General features: G+C 62.3%; 18 protein-coding genes and 6 pseudogenes. 14 read left to right on the plus strand and 10 right to left on the minus strand.

Features of this window, described 5'->3' with window-relative positions:
* Positions 1-72 precede the first annotated feature (72 nt).
* The 4 genes from dgcA to gbdR all read right to left on the minus strand — a co-directional run bounded on the left by dgcA (position 73) and on the right by gbdR (position 5,614).
* Positions 73-2,136, minus strand: a complete 2,064-nt coding sequence (dgcA, locus tag ACFQDL_RS07450) for a dimethylglycine demethylation protein DgcA (RefSeq protein ID WP_379908457.1) — start codon at positions 2,134-2,136, stop codon at positions 73-75.
* Between the two features lie 95 nt (positions 2,137-2,231).
* Entirely contained in the window at positions 2,232-2,768 is a 537-nt protein-coding gene (locus tag ACFQDL_RS07455; protein ID WP_379908458.1) for a DUF5943 domain-containing protein, read from the minus strand.
* Positions 2,769-2,945: 177 nt separating this feature from the next.
* A complete protein-coding gene (locus ACFQDL_RS07460; RefSeq protein ID WP_379908459.1) occupies positions 2,946-3,923 on the minus strand; it encodes a dipeptidase in 978 nt (325 codons plus the stop codon).
* 551 nt (positions 3,924-4,474) lie between these two features.
* On the minus strand, positions 4,475-5,614 hold the full coding sequence (gene gbdR / locus ACFQDL_RS07465; RefSeq protein WP_379908460.1) for a choline metabolism transcriptional regulator GbdR: 1,140 nt from the start codon (positions 5,612-5,614) through the stop codon (positions 4,475-4,477).
* A 405-nt stretch (positions 5,615-6,019) separates the two neighbouring features.
* Here gbdR and ACFQDL_RS07470 point away from each other — a divergent pair, with 405 nt between their 5' ends.
* A complete protein-coding gene (locus ACFQDL_RS07470; protein WP_379908461.1) occupies positions 6,020-6,910 on the plus strand; it encodes a LysR family transcriptional regulator in 891 nt (296 codons plus the stop codon).
* Positions 6,911-7,291: 381 nt separating this feature from the next.
* On the opposite strand, the pseudogene ACFQDL_RS07475 reads toward ACFQDL_RS07470, so the two are convergent.
* Positions 7,292-8,667 (minus strand): annotated as a pseudogene (locus ACFQDL_RS07475) (L-serine ammonia-lyase).
* A 416-nt stretch (positions 8,668-9,083) separates the two neighbouring features.
* Here ACFQDL_RS07475 and fdhA point away from each other — a divergent pair.
* Positions 9,084-10,279 (plus strand): annotated as a pseudogene (gene fdhA, locus ACFQDL_RS07480) (formaldehyde dehydrogenase, glutathione-independent).
* Between the two features lie 59 nt (positions 10,280-10,338).
* Here fdhA and ACFQDL_RS07485 read toward each other — a convergent pair.
* Positions 10,339-10,503, minus strand: coding sequence for a DUF1328 domain-containing protein (locus ACFQDL_RS07485; RefSeq protein WP_379908462.1), 165 nt, complete (start codon positions 10,501-10,503; stop codon positions 10,339-10,341).
* 441 nt (positions 10,504-10,944) lie between these two features.
* On the opposite strand from ACFQDL_RS07485, the gene ACFQDL_RS07490 reads away from it, so the two are divergent.
* The 12 genes and pseudogenes from ACFQDL_RS07490 (at position 10,945) to ACFQDL_RS07545 (ending at position 19,078) form a co-directional block, all read left to right on the plus strand.
* Entirely contained in the window at positions 10,945-12,393 is a 1,449-nt protein-coding gene (locus tag ACFQDL_RS07490) for a sensor histidine kinase (RefSeq protein WP_379908463.1), read from the plus strand.
* Positions 12,386-13,162, plus strand: coding sequence for a sigma-54-dependent transcriptional regulator (locus ACFQDL_RS07495; protein ID WP_379908464.1), 777 nt, complete (start codon positions 12,386-12,388; stop codon positions 13,160-13,162). Before ACFQDL_RS07490 ends, ACFQDL_RS07495 begins: the two co-directional genes overlap by 8 nt.
* Positions 13,123-13,532 (plus strand): annotated as a pseudogene (locus ACFQDL_RS32935) (sigma 54-interacting transcriptional regulator); the annotation flags it as partial. The gene ACFQDL_RS07495 and the pseudogene ACFQDL_RS32935, both read left to right, overlap by 40 nt.
* Before the next feature lie 129 nt (positions 13,533-13,661).
* Positions 13,662-13,802, plus strand: a complete 141-nt coding sequence (locus tag ACFQDL_RS07505; protein WP_379912950.1) for a helix-turn-helix domain-containing protein — start codon at positions 13,662-13,664, stop codon at positions 13,800-13,802.
* A 282-nt stretch (positions 13,803-14,084) separates the two neighbouring features.
* Positions 14,085-14,465, plus strand: a complete 381-nt coding sequence (locus tag ACFQDL_RS07510; RefSeq protein ID WP_379908465.1) for a BON domain-containing protein — start codon at positions 14,085-14,087, stop codon at positions 14,463-14,465.
* Between the two features lie 11 nt (positions 14,466-14,476).
* Complete coding sequence (locus ACFQDL_RS07515) at positions 14,477-14,686, plus strand: BON domain-containing protein (RefSeq protein ID WP_379908466.1); 210 nt, start codon at positions 14,477-14,479, stop codon at positions 14,684-14,686.
* 52 nt (positions 14,687-14,738) lie between these two features.
* Positions 14,739-14,909 (plus strand): BON domain-containing protein, encoded by a 171-nt coding sequence (locus tag ACFQDL_RS07520; RefSeq protein ID WP_379908467.1) that lies wholly within the window; start codon positions 14,739-14,741, stop codon positions 14,907-14,909.
* 173 nt (positions 14,910-15,082) lie between these two features.
* Positions 15,083-15,253 carry a glycine zipper domain-containing protein gene (locus tag ACFQDL_RS07525; protein ID WP_379908468.1) on the plus strand — a complete coding sequence of 57 codons (171 nt, stop codon included), beginning with the start codon at positions 15,083-15,085 and terminating at the stop codon, positions 15,251-15,253.
* A gap of 116 nt (positions 15,254-15,369) precedes the next feature.
* Positions 15,370-16,499: pseudogene (locus tag ACFQDL_RS07530) on the plus strand (AI-2E family transporter).
* 15 nt (positions 16,500-16,514) lie between these two features.
* Complete coding sequence (locus ACFQDL_RS07535) at positions 16,515-17,411, plus strand: phospholipase D-like domain-containing protein (RefSeq protein WP_379908469.1); 897 nt, start codon at positions 16,515-16,517, stop codon at positions 17,409-17,411.
* Positions 17,377-17,910, plus strand: a complete 534-nt coding sequence (locus tag ACFQDL_RS07540; protein ID WP_379908470.1) for a phospholipase D-like domain-containing protein — start codon at positions 17,377-17,379, stop codon at positions 17,908-17,910. The genes ACFQDL_RS07535 and ACFQDL_RS07540 overlap by 35 nt, the downstream gene beginning before the upstream one ends.
* A 133-nt stretch (positions 17,911-18,043) precedes the next feature.
* Complete coding sequence (locus ACFQDL_RS07545; protein ID WP_379908471.1) at positions 18,044-19,078, plus strand: GlxA family transcriptional regulator; 1,035 nt, start codon at positions 18,044-18,046, stop codon at positions 19,076-19,078.
* Positions 19,079-19,340: 262 nt separating this feature from the next.
* Here ACFQDL_RS07545 and purU read toward each other — a convergent pair whose 3' ends face one another.
* The 4 genes and pseudogenes from purU to ACFQDL_RS07565 form a co-directional block, all read right to left on the minus strand.
* A complete protein-coding gene (purU, locus tag ACFQDL_RS07550) occupies positions 19,341-20,207 on the minus strand; it encodes a formyltetrahydrofolate deformylase (RefSeq protein WP_379908472.1) in 867 nt (288 codons plus the stop codon).
* Between the two features lie 133 nt (positions 20,208-20,340).
* Complete coding sequence (locus ACFQDL_RS07555) at positions 20,341-21,003, minus strand: sarcosine oxidase subunit gamma (RefSeq protein ID WP_379908473.1); 663 nt, start codon at positions 21,001-21,003, stop codon at positions 20,341-20,343.
* Positions 20,996-24,021, minus strand: a pseudogene (locus ACFQDL_RS07560) (sarcosine oxidase subunit alpha). The gene ACFQDL_RS07555 and the pseudogene ACFQDL_RS07560 overlap by 8 nt, the downstream one beginning before the upstream one ends.
* A 14-nt stretch (positions 24,022-24,035) precedes the next feature.
* Positions 24,036-24,325: pseudogene (locus tag ACFQDL_RS07565) on the minus strand (sarcosine oxidase subunit delta).
* Between the last annotated feature and the right edge of the window lie 3 nt (positions 24,326-24,328).

Here is a 24,328-nt window from a genome sequence, read left to right on the forward strand (position 1 = left end):
GAAGGCTGCTGCCGCGCAGCAGCCTTCGGTCAGGCCAGGAAGTAGTCCTCTCAGTTTCGCTTCAAAGCGAAATCAGAGGTCCTTGCACAGACGCAGGGCGTCGTAGATCGCGGCATGGGTGTTGCGCTGCGACACGCAGTCTCCCAGGCGCCACAGGATCATGCCGTCGCCCGGCTCGCTCAGGATCGGCTGGGCCTTGGCGGCGAACAGGGTCTCGTTGTCGATCTGACCCTTGTTGCGCGATTCGCCCTTGAGCTCGTAGTACAGCTCCTCGTTCGGGCGGGTGCCGTTTTCGACCACGATCTGATCGACGACGCGCTCTTCCTTCTGACCGGTGTACTCGTTCTCCAGCACCGCCACCAGCTTGTCGCCTTCGCGGTAGACCTTCTCCAGCAACATGTCGGAGGACATGATCACCTCTTTCTCGTAGAGGCTGCGATAGTAGGTCGGGAAGGTGGTACCGCCGATACCGACACCCGGCTTTATATCGTCGGTGACCAGCTCGACCATCGAGCCCTTGGACGACAGGTAGTCGGCCGCGGACATGCCGGAGAATTCGCAGATGGTGTCGTAGACCAGGACATTCTTGCCCGGCTCCACCTTGCCACTGAGAATATCCCAGCTGGATACCACCAGACCCTCGTCAGCGCCCCAATGCGGGTTCTGCTCCAGGAACGGACGCCCACCGGTCGCCAGGATGCAGACATCCGGCTTGAGGTCGCGAATCATGTCGGCATTGGCCTCGGTTCCCAGGCGCACATCGACGCCCAGACGGTCCAGCTCCATTGCCAGCCAGCGGGTGATACCGGCCATCTGATCGCGCTGCGGCGCCTTGGCGGCGATAGTGATCTGACCGCCCAGCTCGTCGGCACGCTCGACCAGGGTCACGTTGTGACCGCGCTCGGCCGCGACACGGGCCGCTTCCAGTCCGCCCGGACCACCGCCGATAACGACCACCTTGCGGACCGGACCTTCAGTCTTCTCGATGATGTGCGGCAGGCCCATGTACTCGCGCGAGGTCGCGGCGTTCTGGATGCAGAGCACATCCAGGCCCATGTACTGACGGTCGATGCAGTAGTTGGCACCGACGCACTGACGGATCTGGTCGACCTGGTCCATCTTGATCTTGGCGATCAGGTGCGGATCGGCGATGTGGGCACGGGTCATGCCGACGAAGTCGACGTAACCGGCTTCCAGGATACGCTTGGCCTGGTTCGGATCCTTGATGTTCTGGGCGTGGATCACCGGCACGCTGACCACTTCCTTGATACCGGCCGCCAGGTGCAGGAAGGGCTCCGGCGGATAGCTCATGTTCGGAATGACGTTGGCCAGGGTGTTGTGGGTGTCGCAACCGGAACCGACGACGCCGAAGTAGTCGATCAGGCCGGTGTCGTCGTAGTACTTGGCGATCTGCTTCATGTCGTCATGGTTCAGACCGTCCGGGTGGAATTCGTCACCGGTGATACGCATGCCGACCACGAAGTCAGGACCCACGGCTTCACGAACGGCCTTGGCCACTTCCAGACCGAAGCGCATGCGGTTTTCGAAGGTGCCGCCCCACTGGTCGGTACGCTTGTTGACACGCGGCGACCAGAACTGGTCGATCATGTGCTGGTGCACGGCAGACAGCTCGACACCGTCGAGGCCGCCTTCCTTCGCACGCACGGCAGCCTTGGCGAAGTCGCCGATGATACGCCAGATCTCCTCCTCTTCGATGGTCTTGCAGGTCGCGCGGTGCACCGGCTCGCGAATGCCGGACGGTGACATCAGGTTGACCCAGTTCTCGCCGTCCCAGCGAGAGCGACGACCCATGTGGGTAATCTGGATCATGATCTTGCCGCCATGCTTGTGCACGGCATCGGCCAGATTCTGGAAATGCGGAATGATACGATCGGTGGACAGGTTGACCGAGCTCCACCAGCTCTGCGGGCTGTCGATCGAGACGACGCTGGAGCCGCCGCAGATACAGAGACCGCAGCCACCCTTGGCCTTCTCTTCGTAGTACTTGACGTAGCGATCGGTGGTCATGCCGCCGTCGGTCGCATAGACCTCGGCGTGAGCGGTGCTGACGACACGGTTGCGGATGGTCAGCTTGTTGATTTTCAGCGGCTGGAACAGCACATCGAACTGGGACATTGCGACACCCCGTTGACTCTTATCGGCCGCCGGGGTCTGTCGGGCCCCGGCGTTGTTATAGTGCGAGACCTGCGCGGACGGCAGGCTCAAAGGACTTATTCGGTAATCGGCGATACTTCGAAGATACCGTAGTCGCAGCCTTCCTCGGCCGCGCTCTGGGTCTGTACCGCCCGGGTACGGACATCATAGCCGAGGCTCTGGGCGATCTGATCCATGGCACCGGCGAACCAGCCGGTGAACATGTAATCGACCTTGCGATTCACCTTGCCGTACTGGTATACGAAGGCGGAGTTTTCCAGACGCACACGCGCAGTGCCCTTTTCCAGGTCCAGCGCTTCGGTGATGAAGAACCCCCAGCCGCGCTGGGACAGGCGCTTCATGTAATGTTCGAACACATCGGCACCGGAGATGCCGTGCGCTTCGGCTTCCTTTTCGCACCAATAGTAGGCGGACTTGTAGCCGGCCTTGTAGAGGATCTCGGCATAGCGCTCGGCGCCCATTTCCTCTTCGATCGCCATATGGTTGTTGACGAAGAAGTGACGCGGCACATAAAGCATCGGCAGCGCATCGGTGGTCCATACGCCGGTTTCGTCATCAACCAGGATCGGCATTTCGGGAGCGTGTACACCCATGGTTTGAATCTCCTGAGAATTCTTTTTCGCTAGTGGTGAAACAGGCATCGCGGTTCCACCAGGAATATGTGGTTTAGCTGCAAGCTGTTAGCCGCAAGCTTCAAGCTGGCAAGTGCCACTTTTCGCTTTTCGCTTTTCGCTTTTCGCTTGCAGCTTGTGGCTTGCAGCTTTCTTTTCTTACTCGCCCCAGACTTCGCCGAGGATGCGGACCCAGTTTTCGCCCATGATCTTGCGCACGTCCTGTTCGCTGAAACCGCGCTTGAGCAGTGCCGCGGTCAGGTTCGGGAACTCGCCGACGGTACGAATGCCTTCCGGGTTGATGATCTTGCCGAAGTTGGTCAGGCGACGGGCATAGCCCTTGTCGTGGGTCAGGTACTCGAAGAACTGCTGATCGTGGCCCTGGGTGAAATCGGTACCAATACCGACCTGATCGATGCCGGCGATATTGACGGTATATTCGATCGCCTCGACGTAGTCGTCGACGGTCGACTCGATACCTTTCTTCAGGAAGGGCGCAAACATGGTGACGCCGACGAAGCCGCCGTGATCGGCAATGAACTTCAGCTCTTCGTCGGACTTGTTGCGCGGATGCTCCTTCAGACCGGACGGCAGGCAGTGCGAGTAGCAGACCGGCTTCTTGGACTCAAGAATCACCTCTTCGGAGGTCTTGGAGCCGACGTGGGACAGGTCGCACATGACGCCTACACGGTTCATTTCGGCGACGATCTCGCGCCCGAAACCGGACAGGCCGCCGTCACGCTCGTAGCAGCCGGTACCGACCAGGTTTTGGGTGTTGTAGCACATCTGAACGATACCGACGCCGAGCTTCTTGAAGATCTCGACATAACCGATCTGATCTTCGTAGGCGTGGGCATTCTGGAAGCCCAGAATGATACCGGTCTTGCCCTCTTCCTTGGCACGGCTGATATCGCGAACGCTATGCACAGGACGGACCAGGTCACTGTTGGCTTCCATCAACTGGTTCGCTTCAACGATGTTGTTGATGGTGTTCTGAAAGCCTTCCCAGACCGAAACGGTGCAGTTGGCGGCGGTAAGGCCGCCCTTTTTCATGTCTTCGAACAGTTCGCGGTTCCATTTCGCGATGATCAGACCATCGATAACGATGGCATCCTGGTGCAGTTCAGCAGCGTTCATCTGTCTCCCCCAATATTCGATTACCGGCCAGCATTGCGGACCGGAAGCTTGCCGTCGCCAGCCCTGACATAAACATAGCAGCCAGGGGTGGTAGCAATGAGGCCAGTCTATTCTTTCGCCGCCGCGGGTATGGCACTAAAAACGACCACCTGATTGTCAAAAGCGTCAGACCTTCGATATTTCTGAAAACACCAGAAATGACGGGGCCTGCAGCGACTTTTACCGTATCCGGAAAGACGAAACCGGCGCCCCGGGGCTGTTCTGAAAACGACAAGCCCCGGCACGGGGCCGGGGCTTGTCCAAAAAGGTGACAGGTGACGCACACGCCGACGCATCCTGCATCAAGCGGCAGAATGGTTGAAGTATCCATTGCAGTTTTCGTTCGGAGTGGCGCCAGGTTTCGCCTTACGCTTTTTGCAGGCTGGGTGAAGTGGCGAAGTCACGAAACCCAACACCATAAGCATCTGCGCCAACCGTAGCCCATCGTTCTGCAAAAGGATCGAGATGACGGGTTACGCGTGACGCGTCACCCGTCACGCGCCACCTCTTGCTTATTGCAGCGTAACAGATCCGTAGCTCGGCTCGGACTGGGCTTCGGTGAGGGCCGCCATGGCGGTGGTAGAGGGCAGCATGCCGGACATCCGGCCATAGAGACCCGACAGCGGTGTGGCGCCGGCTCCGAGCAATACATCCCCCGGGCGCTGTGAACGCATACCCATGCGCTCCTCGCGCGGCGGGATGCCGATATGTTCGCGATAGCACTTGCTGAAATGCGGCGTCGAAACGAAGCCGCAGGCCGAGGCCACCTCGATGATCGACATCGAGGTCTGCTTGAGAAGCTGGCGGGCACGGGTAAGACGCAGCTTCAGGTAGTAGCGCGACGGCGAGCACTGCAGGTACTTCTGAAACAGACGCTCGAGCTGACGCCGCGACAGGCCTACATAACTGGCCAGCTCGTCGAGCTCGATCGCCTCTTCGAGATTGGCCTCCATCAACGCGACCACCTCGACCAGTTTCGGCTGGGTGGTACCCAGAACATGCCGCAGCGGGATACGCTGGTGATCGGTCTCGTTGCGGATACGGTCGCAGATGAACATCTCGGAGATAGCGGCCGAGAGCTGGTAACCATGCTCCTGCTTGATCATGTTCAGCATCATGTCCAGCGGCACGGTGCCTCCACTGCTGGTGATGCGGTCGCGATCGACCGAGAACAGCCGATTGGTGCAGTTGACCTTCGGAAACGCCTCCTGCAGGGACGCAACACACTCCCAGTGCGCGCTGCAGTCGTAGCCATTGAGGAGGCCCGCTTCGGCCAGCGCATAGGCACCGGTACAGATGCCGCCAAGCTTGCGGCCCTTGCGGCCCATCGCCTGCAACCAGGACAACTCGCGCTTGCTGTAGCTGCGGGTGATGTTGACGCCACCGGCGACGACCACGGTATCGAGCTCGAACGGATCGGTCATGGCGCCGTCCGGGGTGATCTGGATACCGTCACTGGCACGCACGGGCTCGCCGTCTTCGGTCAGGGTATACCAGTTGTAAAGCTCCTTGCCGCTGAGCTGATTGGCCATGCGCAGCGGTTCGATCGCCGATGCCAGCGAAATCATCGTAAAGTTCTTCAGCAACAGAAAACCGATGTTGCGGCTTTTCGGTTCAACAGAGGTGCGGAAACCAGGGAGGGAATCGTTCATTGTCAGCTCCTTCAACAATCGGGTGATTGCTGAATATCGGACAGCAATTAGCATGCCGATATCATTCTTATAGTAATCAGTCAGGTGCTTTCGGCCACCGGGCGTCGCCAGTCAGTACCTGTTGCCGAACGCGGGAGTCGTGCGCCCCCTCTGCTCAAGCCCTACCCCACGCCGCCGACGGCTCGATTCGGCAACTGATCACATCCTGTCTCGGGGATGCGCTGACTTTAATCATTTTTTGCGCACATGGAAGCCATTCATATCACCAATACAGCAAATGATTGTTGCAGCCGAGCAAGAACAAGCAAAATCTGTTATTTTTTAGAGGCTTGCCTGAATTATCACGATCCGAGGCGTGCACCTTAATGACGACGCACGCACCTTGAGAGAGCACTGGCCGAACCTATGCACCGCTGGGAAAGTATCGAAGCCTTTATCGAAGTCGCACGCCTGGGCAGCCTGTCAGCCGCGGCGACTCAGCTGCGGGTGTCCAGCTCCCACATCAGCCGACTGCTCAGCCATCTGGAACAGCGACTCAACACCCAGCTGCTGGTACGCACCACCCGCCGCGTGACCCTGACAGAATCCGGCCAGTGGTTCTACGAACAGTGCCAACACCTGGCCGACGGCTTCAGTCATGCCGAGCAGCAGATCACCAGCTTCAGCAACGAACCCCACGGCCTGCTGAGGGTCAGTTGCGGCTCCACCTTCGGCGAGCGCTACATAGGCCCGATGCTGACCCGCTTCGTGCAGCAGCATCCGCGCCTGAGCCTGGACCTGAACCTCACCAACCGCTCCGTGGACCTGGTCAACGAGGGCTACGATCTGGCCATTCGCCTCGGCACGCTGAAGGACTCGAGCCTGGTGGCCCGCCGCCTCAGCGACCGTCGCGAATATTTCGTCGCCACCCAGGGCTATCTGGCGGTGCACGGCGAACCGAAAACCCCTCAGGAACTGCAGGAACACAACTGTCTCAAGGGCTCGTCGCCACTCTGGGGCTTCTGTATCGACGGACAGCGCAAGGATATAAGGGTACAGGGCGACTGGCGCGCCAATTCCGGGGTGCTGGTGCTGCACGCGGCACTGCAGGGGCGCGGTATCGCCTGCCTGCCGGACTATATCGTCGAGCCCCATATCGAGTCGGGCACGCTGATCAGCCTGATGGAAGAGTTCCGCTGCCACGACGCCGCTGTCTGGGCCATCTATCCGAAGAGCCGGCACCTGTCACCGAAAGTACGTCAGTGCATCGACTTTCTGGTCGAGACGTTCGAGGACCCGGACTGGCGGAAGTACTGAAGAGAAAGCTGCAAGCTTGAAGCGGCAAGCCGCGCAGCGAGGGCACTGACGGAGGGTGGGTGGAGCGATGCATCCGCATCTACTCAAGACTACCTCTGCGGCCAGGGCATCGCGTAACCCGCAATATCGATCGTATTACAGATCGATTGATCTCGGTTGGCAGTGCGCGATCCCGAAACTTCGGGTGCAGGGCCATAGCCCTCAGTAAAAGCGGCCCCCGCTGCCGCCGGACACCAAGGCGCCTGCGGCGCCTATGACGGGTTACGCGGCGCCCGAACCCGGAGCGCCAGGCGACTTGATCTATCGCCATTGCGCCGCTAACCCATCCTACGCCCGCCCCACCTTAGAAGGCGGATTCGAGCAACGCACGTCACCGAGAAATCAACACTCGATGGCATTCACGGCAAGACCGCCGCGGGAGGTTTCCTTGTACTTGTCCTGCATGTCGAGACCGGTGTCACGCATGGTCTTGATGACCTTGTCGAGGGAGATGAAGTGCTCGCCATCGCCGCGCAGGGCCATCTGGGTGGCATTGATCGCCTTCATCGCCGCAATGGCATTGCGCTCGATACAGGGCACCTGAACCAGGCCGCCGACCGGGTCGCAGGTCAGACCCAGGTTGTGCTCGAGGCCGATCTCGGCCGCGTTCTCGACCTGCTCCGGGGTACCGCCGAGGATTTCAGTCAGTCCTGCCGCCGCCATGGCGCAGGCCGAACCCACCTCGCCCTGACAGCCGACTTCTGCACCGGAAATCGACGCGTTCTTCTTGCACAGCGCACCGACTGCCGCCGCTGCCAGCATGAAGTCGACGACATCCTCGTCGCTCGCCGCCTCCTTGAAGCGCATGTAGTACATCAGCACAGCCGGAATGATGCCTGCGGCACCGTTGGTCGGCGCCGTCACCATACGCCCACCGGCAGCATTTTCCTCGTTCACTGCCAGAGCATAGAGATTGACCCAGTCCATCGCACTCAGGGTCGAGCTGATGACGTTCTGGGCACTGGCCTGGGTCAGTGAACGATGCAGACTGGCGGCACGACGACGCACTTTGAGCCCTCCGGGCAGAATGCCCTCGCGGCTCAGCCCCTTGTCGATACAGTCCTGCATCGCCTGCCAGATCGCCTTGAGACCGTCACGCACCTCCTGTTCGGAGCGCCAGACCTTCTCGTTTTCCATCATCAGCTCGCTGATGCGCAGGTTGTGAGTCTTGCACAGACGGAGCAGCTCCGCGGCGCTGTTGAAATCGTAGGGCAGCTCGACCTGGGGCACCAGGGAGGCGTCGGCGACCGCCTCGGCCTCGTCGACGACGAAGCCGCCACCGATGGAGTAGTAGGTATTGCTGAACAGCAGCTGCTCGTCACTGTAGGCGCTCAGGCGCATCGCATTGGGATGGTACGGCAGACACTCTTCGAGCAGCTGCATGTCACGGGCCCAGACGAAGGGGACATCCTGGATCCCAGCAGCTTGAGGACACCCGTATCTTTCAGCTCGGCCACGGCCGGATCGATCACGTCGGGATCGATGGTGTCGGGACGCATCCCCATCAGCCCCACGATCACGGCCTTGTCGGTACCGTGACCGACACCGGTTGCACTCAGGGATCCGAACAGTTCGACCCGCATACCGGAAACGTCGGACAGCAGCGCCAGTTTGTCCAGCTGGGCACCGAAATCGGCCGCTGCACGCATCGGCCCCACGGTATGGGAGCTCGACGGCCCCACGCCAACCTTGAACAGATCAAAAACACTGATGCCCATAACACCTCCAGCATAGAAACAGGGAAGCGATGCTTTCTGCGCAGCGCCTTATTATTGTGTCCGATGAAACAGATGGTGATGCCGCCATATTCGGCTCCCGTATCCGCACGCCCGCTCAGGTCACCGGACGACATCACCTGGGGCCGATTATCCGGTCTTCCCCGCAGACCGACTTGTCGGACTGCGACCTGTCCGTAGCTGGAATCGCACTTCCTGCGTGCGCAGCCAGACGCGATGTCTTAAATAGATATGCGGGCGACTCATACAGACAGGTCATCAGGACGCCGAAAAACTACTGTAGGCTGGTGGGCTCGCGAGCAGGCCGCAGGATTGCCGTAAATCAGGCCGCTTTCGCACCAACAACAACGCGCAAACCCCAACATCAGAACACAATAACCAGAAGGAGAGCTGGCGCCATGACAAGTCAAGCCAACCGCGGTGTCGTTTACAAGGGCCCGGGAGAGGTCGCTGTCGAGTCGATCCCCTATCCGGAACTCGCCATCGGCAATCGCAAATGCGACCACGGCGTTATTCTGAAAGTCGTAACCACCAACATCTGCGGCAGCGACCAGCACATGGTTCGCGGCCGCACCACGGCTCAGTCCGGCCTGGTACTGGGTCACGAAATCACCGGTCTGGTTGTCGAAGCCGGCCGTGATGTCGAGTTCATCAAGCCCGGCGACCTGGTCTCCGTGCCGTTCAACATTGCCTGCGGCCGCTGCCGCAACTGCAAGGAAGGCAAAACCGGCATCTGCCTGAATGTGAACCCTGCACGCCCCGGCGCCGCCTACGGTTACGTCGACATGGGTGGCTGGGTCGGTGGCCAGACCGAATACGTCATGGTCCCCTACGCCGATTTCAACCTGCTGAAGTTCCCGGACGCCGATCAGGCAATGGAAAAGATCAAGGACCTGACCCTGCTGTCCGACATTTTCCCGACCGGTTTCCACGGCTGTGTCACCGCGGGCGTAGGCCCGGGCTCCACCGTCTACATCGCCGGCGCCGGCCCGGTTGGCCGGCGGCCGCCGTTTCCGCCCAGCTGCTGGGTGCCGCCTGTGTTATCGTCGGTGACATGATCGAAGACCGCCTGGCCCAGGCCCGCAGCTTCGGTTGCGAAACCATCGACCTGACCCAGGAAGGCGACATGGCCGACAAGATCGAGGCGATCCTCGGCGAGCGCGAAGTCGACGCCTTCGTCGACTGCGTCGGCTTCGAAGCCCACGCCTGCGGCTGCAACCATGGCAAGGAAGCGCCGGCCACCGTACTGAACTCCGCCATGTCGCTGACCCGCGCCGGCGGCCAGATCGGTATTCCGGGCCTCTACGTGACCGAAGACCCGGGCGCAGTCGATGATGCCGCCAAACACGGCGCGCTGAGCATGCGCTTCGGTCTCGGCTGGGCCAAATCCCACAGCTTCCACACCGGTCAGTGCCCGGTCATGAAGTACCACCGTCCGCTGATGCAGGCGATCCTGTTCGGCAAGGTCAAGATTGCCGACGCGGTCAACGTGAAGATGATCACGCTGGACGAGGCTCCGCAGGGTTACGCCGACTTCGACGGCGGCGCTGCGAAGAAATTCGTTATCGACCCGCACGGTTCCGTCGCCGCCTGATCCACAGGCTGCGCCGGACATGCCAGCCCCCTTCCCGGACGGGAAGGGGGCCTGCGTTTCTAACGCGGCGGCCGCCGTCCGATGACAAAGAACAGTACCGCCAGAATCAAGCCCACCACGAAGAGAATCCAGGCGATATTGACCGCCGTGCCGGCGATCCCCGAAAATCCGAATATCCCCGCGATGATCGCGATAATCAGAAAAGTTACTGCCCACCCAAACATGTGTCTCTCCTTCCGTTACCTGTGTTGATCGACAGCCGGACGCGCTGAACTCGCCTCCCGGCATCCTGTCAGGCATCTCGCACAATCGGTGCCAACGACGCATCCGCTTCAGTCTTAACGAAAAAATTCTGAACAACTGCGAACGCCGCAAACTTCGCGGGTGATAGGACCCGATTTTCGCCCCTTCGGATAGCAAGTGCGGGCGATATGCCCCGTACACTGTGCCGACGTTTTCACTCAAGGCCGCAGCAGGCCGCACGGCCGGCCGCCTGGAGACTTGGCATTGGAGTTGTATACCAACTGAACGAGCGCGCAGGCGTCTCCGGCCGGCGCAATTCGCACGCCTGACACCACCTGACACTAAACTGGGTATCAGCACGCGGACGAAACCCACACCAGGCGTAGCGCCCGCGCAACGTACCAGAACGGGACCCGGTCTCCATGCGAAGACTGCAATTTCTACTGACACGCTCGGTCTGGCTGCTGTCGGCGACCGCCCTGCTGCTGCTGTTCGTCAGCCTGGGTCTATTGATCTACGGCGCCTGGCGCGATGTCGAGCGCATCCCGCCACTCGAACGACACCTGAATTACGTGGTGGCGATCGAGCTTGCCGCCGGCGAGGTACGCACCCGGCTACTCAATCTGCTGCAAGCGGACAGCGCCTACCTCGATCCCGACGGCTTCGACGATCTGCGTGAACAGTTGCGCGGACTGAGCGACTCCGATGCCTACCGTATGGCGACCACGCCCGAGGTCATCGACAACGCCTTGACCCTGCTGGTCCAGTTCGACGGTCGCAGCCGGGTGCCGCTCGATGGCGCCTCCTCCGCATTGCGCGGCGCCTTGAATCAGGAGCTCCTCGCGCACCAGCTCCTGGTGGCGGACTTTCATGCCGAAGCCCGGCGCAAACTCGTCATTGTCTCCGCACTGGCGCTCTGCCTGCTGGTTATTTCGGCACTGCTCTGGACCCTGGTGCGGCAGCGGGTCCTGCGGCCGCTGAACAAGCTTATCGATCAGATGTCGCTGCTGGCCCGGCGCGACTTCAGCGAGCTGTCGGTGGACGATACCGATGCGATGCTGCACCCGATGATCGAGAAATACAACGCCATGGCACAGCGACTGAGAACCCTGGAACAGGCCCAGCAGCAACGGCACGCCAACTTGACCCGGGAGGTTCGCAACAGCACCGCCATGCTGCTGCAGCAACAGCGCCGGCTGGCACAGGCCGAACGCCTCGGCGCCGTCGGCGAAGTCGCGGCTGGGGTGGCCCATGAACTGCGCAACCCCTTGACCAGCGTACAGATGGCGCTGGAGAACCTGCACCACGACGTCCCGGATGCCGAGCTGGCCGAGCGCGTCGACCTGATCAACGACGAGGTCAAGCGTGCGACCCGGCAACTCAACCAGCTGCTGGATCAAGCCCGCCAGCGCCCCGAGAAGGCGTTCCCCCTGGATATTGGCGAGGAGGTCGAAAGCCTGGTCACCCTCGCCGGCTTTCAGCTGCACGAGGATGTCACCCTGAGCAGCGACGTCGCCGATGGACTGCGGTGCCGCCTGCCCCGTTCCCAGTTCCGGCAAATGCTGCTGAATCTGCTCCTGAACGCCGGCCAGGCCCTCCAGGACGCGGCCGGCCAGATTCAGCTGCAGGTCAGGCGCCGCGGCGGGATGCTCGAGATCGAGGTCAGGGACAGCGGCCCCGGCTTCTCGGCGCAGATGCTGGAAACCGGGATTCAGCCGTTTCGTTCCTGGCGTGCGGGCGGCACCGGGCTCGGCCTGGCGATGGTGCATCGGTTTACCCACGATCTCGGCGGCGAACTGCAGCTGAGCAACAGACAGGAGGGCGGCGCCTGCGTGACCCTGCGGCTGCCGTACAGAGACACCGATGACTAAGACACTGCTGATCATCGAAGACGAAGCCCTGCTGGGAACCGAGCTGCAACGCCACTTTCGGCGCAATGGCTGGCGGGTGCTGCTGACCGACAGCCTCGACGCGGCCCGACGCGAACTGTTCGACAAAGGTTTGACTCCCATCATCGTGCTGTCCGACATGAGCCTGCCCGACGGCAACGCACTGGACCTGCTCGAAGAATCCGCCCGGGACGCGACCGGCGCCGAGTGGATCTTTCTGACCGGCTTCGGCACGGTGGCCGACTCGGTACGGGCCCTGCGTCTGGGAGCCTACGACTTTCTCGAGAAGCCGGTCGAGCTCGACCGGCTGGACCTGGTCGTCAACAGCGCCGCGCGCAGTGCGACGGCACAGCGCCGGCTGCGGGACCAGCTTTCGGCCGGCAGCCGCCGTTTCACACCGGACAGTTTCGTCGGCCACAGCGACGCCGCCCGACAACTGCGCGAGATGCTCGGGCGGCTGGCCAAAGCGCCCTTTTCGGCCCTGATTCTCAACGGCGAGACCGGCACCGGCAAAGGCGTGGCGGCGCGCATCATGCACCACAGCGGCACACGCCAGGACGCGCCGCTGGTCGAGGTCAACTGCTCGGCATTGCCCAAGGACCTGCTGGAATCCGAACTGTTCGGTCACGAAGCCGGCGCCTTTACCGGCGCCGGGGGCGTCGTCGCGGCCTGCTCGAGCAGGCCGACGGCGGCACCCTCTTCCTCGACGAAATCGGCGACATGCCGCTCGATCTGCAGGCCAAGCTGCTGAAAGCGCTGGAAGAACAGTGCTTCCGCCGGGTGGGGGCGAGCACGAGATCCGTGTCGACGTCCAGGTGATCACCGCAACCAACCGGAACCTGCAGACCTGCATCGACGAAGGCCGCTTCCGCGAAGACCTGTATCACCGCCTCAGCGTGTTCGAGTTGCGCCTGCCGGCGTTGCGCGAGCGCATAGAAGACCTCGATGAGCTGGTGCCGCTGCTGATCACCGAGTTCAACGCCAAGGCCGGCAAGCGCGTGAACCGGATCGGACGGGTTGTCTGGCAACGCCTCAGGGCGCACGACTGGCCCGGCAATGTACGCGAGCTGCGCAACGTCATCGAGCGCTGCGTCCTGTTCGCCGATGACGGCGACTTGCCGCTGCAATGGCTGCACCTGCAGCCGACCCCCTCGCCGACCGACGGGCCCGCGACGAGCGACGCCGCCCTGTCGTCAGGACAGACGCCCTACATCCAGGTACCGCTCGACGGCAGCATGGGACTGGAGGAGATGGACCGTTTCATTATCTGCCAGGCACTGGAACGCAACCAGCACAATGTGGCCGCGACCGCCCGGATGCTGAATACGACCCGGGACACCCTGCGCTACCGCATTCAGAAATACGCCATCACATTGCCCGAAGACACCTGATTCGTACCCGGGGGATATGACGCCCAGATTAAGGGGCATATCCCCCACCGGGTGAGTTCACTATTAGCACTGGATTACCAACTCATTGTCCGCAAAAGACTTTTCAGTTGGCACTTAAGCTGCAGCTAACCCGACAGCCCCCTTGATCTGCCGTTTCGCCGCCGCCAATGCGCGCCGGCGAAGAGAATACAGCCCCTGCGGCGCCGCTTCACCAATGCGGACGGTGTCGATCAGCAGGCTGTGCCGGGGGATGAACCCACTTAACTTTCGGAGACATTCGCCATGAAACGTTTTCCCGTTAAACCGATCCTTGTCGCCTGCGCCCTGGCACTCGCCAGCCCGCCCCTTCTCGCCCAGACGGAAGAGCAGCGTCCTGACCTGTGGGTCAAGGCAAAACTGGAAACGACCTACCTGCTCAATCGTCAACTCAATCCTTTCGACATCAAAACCGATATTAAGGATGGCGTCGCAGTGCTGAGCGGCACCGTCGAGAGCGACGTCGAGCGTGACCTGGCCGAAGCGCTGGCACTGAGCATCGAAGGTATCCAGGAGGTCAAGAACGAATTAAAGGTCGATCCGTCGACCGCCGGGATGCCCCCACAGACAGCGCCGAGCGCAGCTTCTCCCGCAAGGTCGAGGACGCCAACCTCACGGCCCAGGTAAAATCACAGCTGTTGTCGAACAGAAACACCGGTGGGCTCGCCATCGATGTCGATACCCGCAATGCCGTGGTAACGCTCTCCGGCAGCGTCAAGTCGGACGCCGAAGCCGAACTGGCCGGTCGGATTGCACAGAACACCCGCGGAGTCAGCAGCGTCGAGAACCAACTGACGGTGGGGGAAGGAAGCCACTGTCGTCGGCGAGGCGGAACGCGAAGCCCGTGACGTAGCGGAATCGATCAGCGACGGCTGGATCACCGCCAAGGTGAAGTCCGCCTTGATTTATAACCGCAACGTCGATGGCAGTGATATCGACGTCGAGACCCAGGACGGTGTCGTCACGCTGCGGGGTCAGGTCGACAGCGACGCTGAACGGGAACTGGCCCTTTCAATCGCCAGCGATATCAAAGGCGTTGAATCCGTCAAGTCGGAACTCACCGGCGGCTGATGCGACCCGCAAGGGTGCGACCGCCGCTGCTGAAGCCACTCACCCCACTGACCAGGACACGCACATGACCAATTCCACCAGCAAGTCGAAAACCACCGCCGACGAGCCCGCAGGCGACGCTCTCGCGGCGGGTCGCCGACGACCTGCACGCGCGTATCGAGCAGGCGGTCGAGATGGGTGAGCAGCTCGAAGAGGGGATGCATGAACGCGGTGAACGTCTGCAGCAGCGGGAGCGGGAGCTGCGCGGCAGCCTGACGCAGGTCGTTCGCGACCATCCCTGGGCGGTCGTCGGCGGATCGGTGGCGCTGGGCATCCTGCTCGGCGTCCTCGGCCGTCGACGTTGAAGCCATGAAGTCATCGACCGCAGAGCCCAGCTGCGCCAGGTCATGAGACTGTTGATGCCTCTACTCCGCCTCTGGCAGGCACGGCAACGCGTGCAGCAGAGACAGCGAGAATCCCGATGACCGATCCGGACAGACAAGGGTGCGACAGCACCCATATTTACAGGACACTGTCCGCTGACGACAGCGTGCGCACCTTGGAGCCCCGCCCCAAGATAGCGGCGGACAGGCGCCGCCCGGAGGTCCGGCTATTGTCGCTTCTGGCCGTGACCTATACGTTGGTGCTGGCGCAAACCCTGCTCGTACCCATTGCGCTGGCATGCCTGCTAAGCCTGGTGCTGGCGCCGCCGGTGCGCTGGCTGACATGCCTGCACGTTCCCCGTCCGCTGGGGGCCGCAGCTGTGGTGCTGCTGCTGTTGGCCGGACTCAATTACGGCCTGGCCCGGTCGGTCGATCCCGTCAGCGCCTGGTTCGAACAGGTCCCGCAGGTGCTCGAACAGCTGGAGCTCAAACTCTACCCGATCAAGAAGACCGTCGCGGAAGTGAACAAGGCCGCGGAAAAGGTCGACGATATCGCCTCGGTCGAGCCGAACCGGTCTATCGAAGTCGGCAGCGGCAACTTTTCGAAGATGCTCTACAGCAACGCCCAGGGGCTGATCACTGGCACCGTGACCACAATACTATTGCTCTACTTCGTCCTCTCCTGGGGACAGTCGATGCTGCTTCGCATCGGCCAGCTGCAGAAAAGTCCCGGGCGGCGAAGCCGCTTCATCGAACTGTCCGTCATCCTCGAGGCCGAACTCTCCCGCTACCTGTTCAGCATCACACTGATCAATGCAGGTCTCGGCATCGCTGTCGCCGGAACGCTATCCCTGCTGGGCATGCCCAACCCGCTACTCTGGGGGCAGTCGCGGCGCTGCTGAACTACGTCCCCTACCTTGGCGGGCTGACCACAGCGATCCTGCTTGGTGCCACAGCCCTGCTCAGTTTCGACAGCCTGGCCCCGTCCGCGCTGGTGGTCTCCGCCTTCGGTATCCTGACCCTGCTGGAGGGCCAGATCGTCACGCCCATGGTTCTGGGACAGCGACTGTCGCTCAATCCTCTGGCGGTGTTCCTGAGCGTCCTGATCTGGTTCTGGATGTGGGGTGTGGCCGGGGCGTTAATGGCGGTACCGATGCTGATTATCCTCAAGCTGGTTGGCGACCGGGTGGATGCGCTCCGGCCCTTCGCGGCCATCGCCGGGCGTTGACCCGTGGCCGCGGCGATGCATCACCTGCGAGGCTCTGACACCCTCGGATATCTGCTGGGCTTTGTGGCGCTGCTCTCGCTCGCCGGATGCGCCACCGAACCCCGGCTGGACGTGACGCGAAAGGGTGCGCAGCAGCCGACCGTCAAGCCGCTGGTGCTGGTCGAGGACGGGCAGCGGGCGGCCAGCCCGTGGGAATACCGGCAGTTGCTGGCACGGGATGCTCCGAATACCGAGACCCAGGCCATGCTGGATCAATTGCTGCGGGTTTCGCAGCAGGCCACCGGTCAATGGCTGAGCGCCGGCAACGAAGTCCGTGTGCTGGTCGACGGGCCTGCCACTTTCGACCACATGTTCGACGATATCGCCCGGGCCGTCGAAAGCATCCATTTGGAAACCTTCATCCTCGATGATACGGAAATCGGGAAGGAACTGGCGCAGCAACTGATCGCAAGCCGGCAACGGGGCGTCGACGTCCGCGTCCTGATCGATGCGGTCGGCAGCGCCGACCTGCCCTCGGAATTCGTGCAACACCTGCGCGATCACGCCATCGAGGTGCACTGGTTCCGCCCCTTCAACCCCATAGACCCGCGGCTCTGGCGACTCAACAGCCGCAACCACCGCAAACTCCTGATTATCGACGGACGCATCGCATACAGTGGCGGTATCAACTTCTCCGGCAGCTACTCGAAGGGCTCATTCTCCACACCCCCGATTCGGACGGTGACCACACCGGCTGGCGCGACACTCACCTGCGCATCGTCGGTCCTGTTGTCCATCAACTGCAGCGGGCATTTCTCGAGATGTGGAACAGGGAACGGCCGGATCAGGAACGGATCCGGGGGCCACCCACTTTCCACCGATAGAATCGACTGGCGATATGATGGCCGGCGTAATCGCCAGCGACGGGGGTGACAACAAGTTCGATATCTACACCGTGCTGGCAGCGGCAATCAGCCACGCCCGGCACCGGGTCTGGATCACACAGGGCTACTTTGCCCCCAACCAGGCTTTCATCGATATACTCAAGGCGGCGGCCGGGCGCGGCGTCGATGTGCGCCTGTTGCTGCCAGGCGTGTCCGATGTGCCACTGGTACTTCAGGCGTCCCGATTCAGCTATGAAGCCGGGATACGTATATACGAACGTCAGGGCTCGCCCCTGCATGCCAAGACCATCGTTGTAGACAGCATCTGGACCAGCGTCGGCTCGGCGAACCTGGACTATCGCAGTCTCGTCTACAACTTCGAGCTCAATACCGTTGTCGTCAGCAGTCAGCTCGGCCGCGCGATGGACAAGCTGTTCCTGGCCGATCTGCAGTACGCCGATGAAATCACCCTGGCGGCCAGGCAACGCCGTTCGTTGCTGCAACGACTGAGCGAGATTCTCGGCAACCTGCTCAGACCCCTGCTCTGATCGCGACGACGGCCCGGTGCAGCCCGCCCGTTAATCGACACCGGAACCTGCTGCTTCGACAAAAGCCGGTACGATCAGAGCTTTCTGTTATACTGCCATTCGTTCCATTCATCCAATCCAGCAGTCGTTCAGCATGTCCAAACGCACCTTCGACAGCCATTTCCACCGCAGCAACCAGGCCTATCTGAAAAACGAGAGTGGCACCCGCACCGAACCGATCCGCATCGGCTTCGTGCTGCTAGAGCATTTCTCGATGATGGCCTTCACCGGTGCCGTCGATGCCATCGTCACCGCCAACCTGCTGAGCAGTTGCCCGCTTTACACCTTCCAGACACTGAGCACCGACGGTGATGCCGTGCGCAGTGACCTGGGCATCGATATCTCCGTCAATGCCGCTCTGCTGGAGCTAGATATCCGCCGGTTCGACCTGCTGTTCCTCTGCGGCGGCTATCGCACGCCGCTGCAGCCGGACAGGCAACTGCTCGAAAAGCTGCGCGAGGCGGACCGCCTGGGACTGACCCTCGGAGGGCTCTGGAACGGCAGCCTGATGCTGGCCCAGGCCGGCCTGATGAACGGCTACGAATGTACACTGCACCCCGAGAACCGGGCCAGCCTCGAGGAGACCTGCCCGAAGGTCAGGCTCTCGACCCACCCGTACGTGATCGATCGCCACCGCGTCTCCTGCGCGGGCGCCAGCAGCGCCCTCGACATGATGCTGGCCGTCATCCGCCAGCATTATGGCCAGGAGGTGGTGCGCGGCATCGAGGAGATCCTCAGCTGCGACAAGATTGGCGAGCTGCCGGACCGGCCGATGCCGACCGTCGCCAGCGACCCCACCCTGCCGGAATCGCTTAAGGCAGTGCTGCAGCTGATGGAAGCGAATATCGAGGAACCGCTGGGCATGGAGGAGATCGCCGGTCTCGTGAACCTGTCGCGGCGCCAGATCGAACGGCTATTCCACCGCCATATAGAGAGCACGCCGTCGAAATACTACCTGGAGCTGCGGATCACCCGCGCCCGGCGCCTGCTGCTGCAGACCAACGAGTCGATCGCTGCCATCGCCGTGGCCTGCGGCTTCGTCAGCACCACCCACTTCAGCCACTGCTACCGCGACTATTTCGGCGTCTCGCCGACCCAGGCCCGGCAGAACCGGGCCAAGAGCCGCTGAACGGGACCAGGGCCCCCGGGCCTGATTCGGCGTTTGTTCGCGGAAAAGCGGGGAGCTCTCGTAGGAGCGCCGCCCCGGTGCGAACAGCTGCAATGCCGTCATTGTTCGCTTCGGGGCGAGGCTCCTACAAAAGCGAAAGGAGCCCCGAGACCTGATTTGGGATTTGGGGGAGCTCTAAGAGCGTAAACCAGGTCCGGGGTTTAGGGGCGGGCCCGCCGCCCTGGCAGCGGGCCCGGATGCTTGGGGCAACCCAGTCGGCGCTTTAGTCCGCAAAGACCACAGTGCGCTGACCAAGGAGGAATACCCGTTTCTCGATGTGGTACCGGATCGCCTTGAACAGGGTCACGCGCTCGATATCCTGACCTTTTTCGATCAGGTCTTCCGGATATTGGGCGTGATTCACCGGCTGAATGCCCTGGGTGATGATCGGCCCTTCATCGAGATCGTTGTTGACGTAGTGCGCGGTCGCACCCACCAGTTTTACGCCTTTCTCCCACGCCTGATGGTAGGGCTTGGCACCCTTGAAGCCCGGCAGCAGGGAATGGTGGATATTGATCGCCCAGCCGTCCAGCTTGCTGCACAGATCCGGCGACAGCACCTGCATGTAGCGGGCCAGTACCACCAGTTCGGCATCGTACTGCTGAATCAGTTTCCACACTTCCGCCTCCTGCTCCGCCTTGGTGTCCGGCGTGATCGGGAGATGGTAGTACGGTATGCCATGCCAGTCGGCCAGCGATTTCAGGTCCGGGTGATTTGAGATGATCACCGGGATCTCGATATTCAGTTGACCGGTCCGGAAACGGTACAGCAGGTCGTTAAGGCAGTGGTCGTATTTCGACACCAGGATCGCCACGCGGGGCCTGTGATCCGGCGCCGTCAGTTGCCATTCCATGCTGAATTCTGCGGCACGCTTGGCGAAAGCCTCATTGAAAGCCTCTTCGCTGAAGCCGTCGCGCTCGGGCCGGAATTCGACCCGAATGCAGAAACGCTCGAGTTCGCGATCGTCGAACGACTGCATCTCCAGCACATAGTTGCCGGTCTCCGCCAAAAAGCGGGTGACCACGTCCACGGTTCCGAGGCGACTCGGGCAGCTGGCCGTGAAAATCCAGGGTTTCGGTTTGTTTGTCATCGCGGATCCTCGTGTGTTGCCTGCAAGCAGAAACGATCGTTGACCGCTTCCGGCATGTCAAGGGCAGGCACTGATCCGGGGCAACAGCGCGAAGCTGCGAATCCCCGGACCAGTACCTGCTCGCAGGCCCGGATCAGGCCTTGACGACCAGGCCGTACTCGGCGCTGGCATCCTGCAGCCAGAGCCAGGCATAGTCGGCAAAGCTTCTGCGGATCACCAGCTCCCAGCGCTCGTCGCCGGTGCGACGGATCACCGCCTGGGTCTTGGCGAACACCGAGGTGACCACCTTGCCGACCGGGAAGTTGCGATCATGCACGTCGTACGGCGTCGACTTCTTCAGCACCTTGCGGGCGTCGGGACCGGACAGTTCCAGCACGGTCTGGCCGCCGCTGGCGTTGACGATGGCGTAGTGACCGCCCATCGCCTCGCGCAGACGGTTCTCCAGCTCGAACGCCTCCTCACCCGGGACGATCACCAGCCACTCGTCCGGCGAGATCCAGCGCACCGAGGTGCTGCCCTGCTCGGCGGAGGACAGCGGCCCCGGCAGATCGAAGCCCAGCACCTCGCGGGCACCGGCCAGGAAGGCCTGATTGTCGACACTGCCGCGGATCACCAGGTGACCCAGCAGCTTGTGCTCCTGCAGGGTGACGCCGCCGTCCTTGGGGCCTTTCTTCGCGACCGTCGCCAGGTCCGCGTGGTGCAGTGGCGACTCGGCACGCTGGCCGGGGCCGGCCAGCTGGTCCATCAGGGCCACTTTCTGCACTTTCAACTGTTCCGGTGCAATCATCTCAGACATTTTGACGCTCCCCTTTCGGATCCAGGAAGATCGGGCTGCAGATTTCGGCTTCGATCACGCTGCCGTCAGCCTGCGGGTAATAGACGGTGTCACCCATCCGGTTGTGGCCGTTACGGATCATCCCCATGGCGATGGAGTGACCGAGGTTGGCGCTGTAGTAGCTGGAGGTCACGTGCCCAAGCATCTTCATCGGCAGCGGCTGCTTCGGATCGTCGACCGCCTGGGAGCCTTCCGGAATGACCTTGTTCGGGTCCTTCGCCTTCAGGCCCACCAGCTGCTTGCGATCGGTGCGGACGCAGTCCTCGCGCGCCATGCCGCGCTTGCCGATGTAGCTGAACGGCTTGTTGTTCGAAACACACCAGCTCATGCCCAGGTCGATCGGGGTCACGGAACCGTCGGTGTCCTGGCCGGCGATGATGAAGCCCTTCTCGGCACGCAGTACGTGCATGGTCTCGGTGCCGTACGGCGTCAGGTTGTACTTGGCGCCGTGCTCGAACAGCTTCTCCCAGACGTGCAGACCGTAGTTGGCCTGAACGTTGATCTCGTAGGACAGCTCGCCGGTGAAGGAGATACGGAACACCCGTGCCGGTACGCCGGCCACCTTGCCCTGACGCCAGTCCATGAACTTGAAGCTGTCGCCTTCCAGATCGATGTCGTCGGTCAGCTCGGCCAGCAGCTTGCGGCTGTTGGGACCGGAGATCGTCATCGTCGCCCACTGGTCGGTGACGGTGTTGAAGTACACCTCCATTTCCGGCCACTCGGTCTGATGGTACAGCTCCAGCCACTCCAGCACGCGCGCCGCGCCGCCGGTGGTGGTGGTCATCAGGAAGTGGTTCTCGCCCAGGCACGAGGTCACGCCGTCGTCGAAGACCATGCCGTCTTCGCCGCACATCAGGCCGTAACGGCACTTGCCGACCGCCAGCTTGGCCCAGGCGTTGGTGTAGACGCGTGCCAGGAACTCGCGCGCATCCGGACCCTGGATATCGATCTTGCCAAGGGTCGACGCATCGAGAATGCCGACGCTCTCACGGGTCGCCTTGCACTCGCGGTCCAGCGCGTCCTGCATCGACTCGCCCGCCTTCGGGAAGTACCAGGGACGCTTCCAGTTACCGACGTCCTCGAACAGCGCGCCGTGCTCGACATGCCACTTGTGCATGGCGCTGTAGCGCTTGACGTCGAACAGCTCACCGCAGTCGCGGCCGGCGATGGCACCGAAGGTGATCGGCGTGTAGTTCGGCCGGAAGATGGTGGTGCCGGTTTGCGGGATCGTCTGGTTCAGCGACCTGGCGGCGATCGCCATGCCGTTGATGTTGCCCAGCTTGCCCTGGTCGGTACCAAAGCCCATCGCGGTGTAGCGCTTGACGTGCTCGATCGACTCGAAGCCCTCGCGGGTCGCCAGCTCGATACCGGCGGCGGTGACGTCGTTCTGATAGTCGACGAACTGCTTCGGCGCACGGGCGGTCGGCTTGGTGTGCGGAATGTGGAACAGCGCCATGGCCGGACCTTCCTTCACCTCTTCGCTCAGCGGCAGGGCGATACCCTTGGCGGCGTCCTTGAAGCCGGCATTCTCGGCGGCCTTGGCACCGGCACGGGCACCCTCTTCCAGCACCTTCTTCAGGCTGTAGGTACCGTTGATGCCGCCGGCGGTCAGCTGACGCTGCACGGTCTTGCCCGGCACGAAACCGATGATGTCGTCACGCCATTCCGGACGGCTGCCGGTATGGCAGGACAGGTGGATGACCGGGCTCCAGCCACCGGAGCTGGCGACGGTATCGCAGCTCAGGCGCTCGACGGAGCCGGTGACCTTCTCGCCCTGGCATCGATCGGCGCCACCTGGACACCGGAGACCCGCTTGCTGCCCTGAACGTCGATCACGGCGGAGCCGGTGATGATGTTCAGGCCGCGCTTGCGCGCTGCCTCGATCCGGGCACCTTTCGGGTTCTGGCGGGTATCGACGATCGCCACCACGCGACGGCCGGCCTCGGCCCAGTCCAGCGCGGTCTGGTAGGCGTAGTCGTTGGTGGTCATCAGCACCAGCTCGTTGCCCGGCACCACGCCGTAACGGTTGATGTAGGTGGAGACGGCGGAGGCCTGCATCACGCCCGGCACATCGTTGTTGCCGAACACCAGCGGACGCTCGTGGGCGCCGGTCGCCAGCACCACCCAGTTGGCACGCACGCGGTGCATGCGCTGGCGCACCTGGCCCTTCGGCGCCTGATCGGCCAGATGGTCGGTGCAGCGCTGATGGATGGTCAGGAAGTTGTGGTCGTGGTAGCCGTTGACGGTGGAGCGCGGCAACAGCAGTACTTCCGGATGCTTCTCGAGCTCGGCGACGGTCTCGGCAACCCACTCGGCCGCCGGACGGCCGTTGATCTGCTCGCGGCTGTGCAGCAGGCTGCCACCGAACTCGCTCTGCTCGTCGGCCAGGATCACGCGGGCACCGCTGCGGGCAGCGACCAGCGCGGCGGCCAGGCCTGCGGGGCCGGCACCGGCGATCATGACGTCGCAGTGATGGTTGACCTTGTCATAGATGTCCGGGTCGTTTTCCAGCGGCGAGCGGCCGAGGCCGGCCGCCTTGCGGATGAACTTCTCGTAGGTCTCCCACAGCGACTGCGGGTACATGAAGGTCTTGTAGTAGAAGCCCGGGGGCATCATGCGGCCGCCGACCTTGCCGACATAGCTCATCAGGTCGAGCTCGGCATTGGGCCAGCCATTGGTGGCATTGGCCACCAGGCCGTTGAACAGTTCCTGCTGGGTGGCGCGGACGTTCGGCACCTGGGTCGCTTCGGTAGCCCCCAGCTGCAGTACGGCGTTGGGCTCTTCGGCGCCGGCGGCGACGATGCCGCGCGGGCGGCTGTACTTGAAGCTGCGGCCGACGATATCGACGCCGTTGGCCAGCAGGGCGGAGGCCAGGGAATCACCCTGGTAACCGATATACTGACGGCCGTTGTAGCTGAAACGCAGCTGCTTGGAACGGTCGATGCGCCCACCGGAGGCGAGACGGTTTTTCTGGCTCATAAAGTCCGCTCCTCTTACTTGCCGGCGGCGACCACGGTCGGCCGCTCCCCGATTTTGTAGACTTCTTTGATTTCGTAGCTGACGGTGTCGCGCGTCACGTTGAAGAACTTGCGGCAGCCGGTCGCGTGAACCCAGAGTTCATGGTGCAGGCCACGGGGTTCTTGCGGAAGTAGAGGTAGTCGCCCCACTCCCTGTCGCTGCAGCTGTCCGGATCCGCCGGGCGGGCGATGTGCGCCTGACCCTTGGCGTGAAACTCTTCTTCTTCGCGGTGTTCGCCACAGTGCGGGCAGTAGATATAGAACATCGT

This window comes from Marinobacterium aestuariivivens, assembly GCF_042661465.1.
Classification (GTDB): domain Bacteria; phylum Pseudomonadota; class Gammaproteobacteria; order Pseudomonadales; family Balneatricaceae; genus Marinobacterium_A; species Marinobacterium_A aestuariivivens.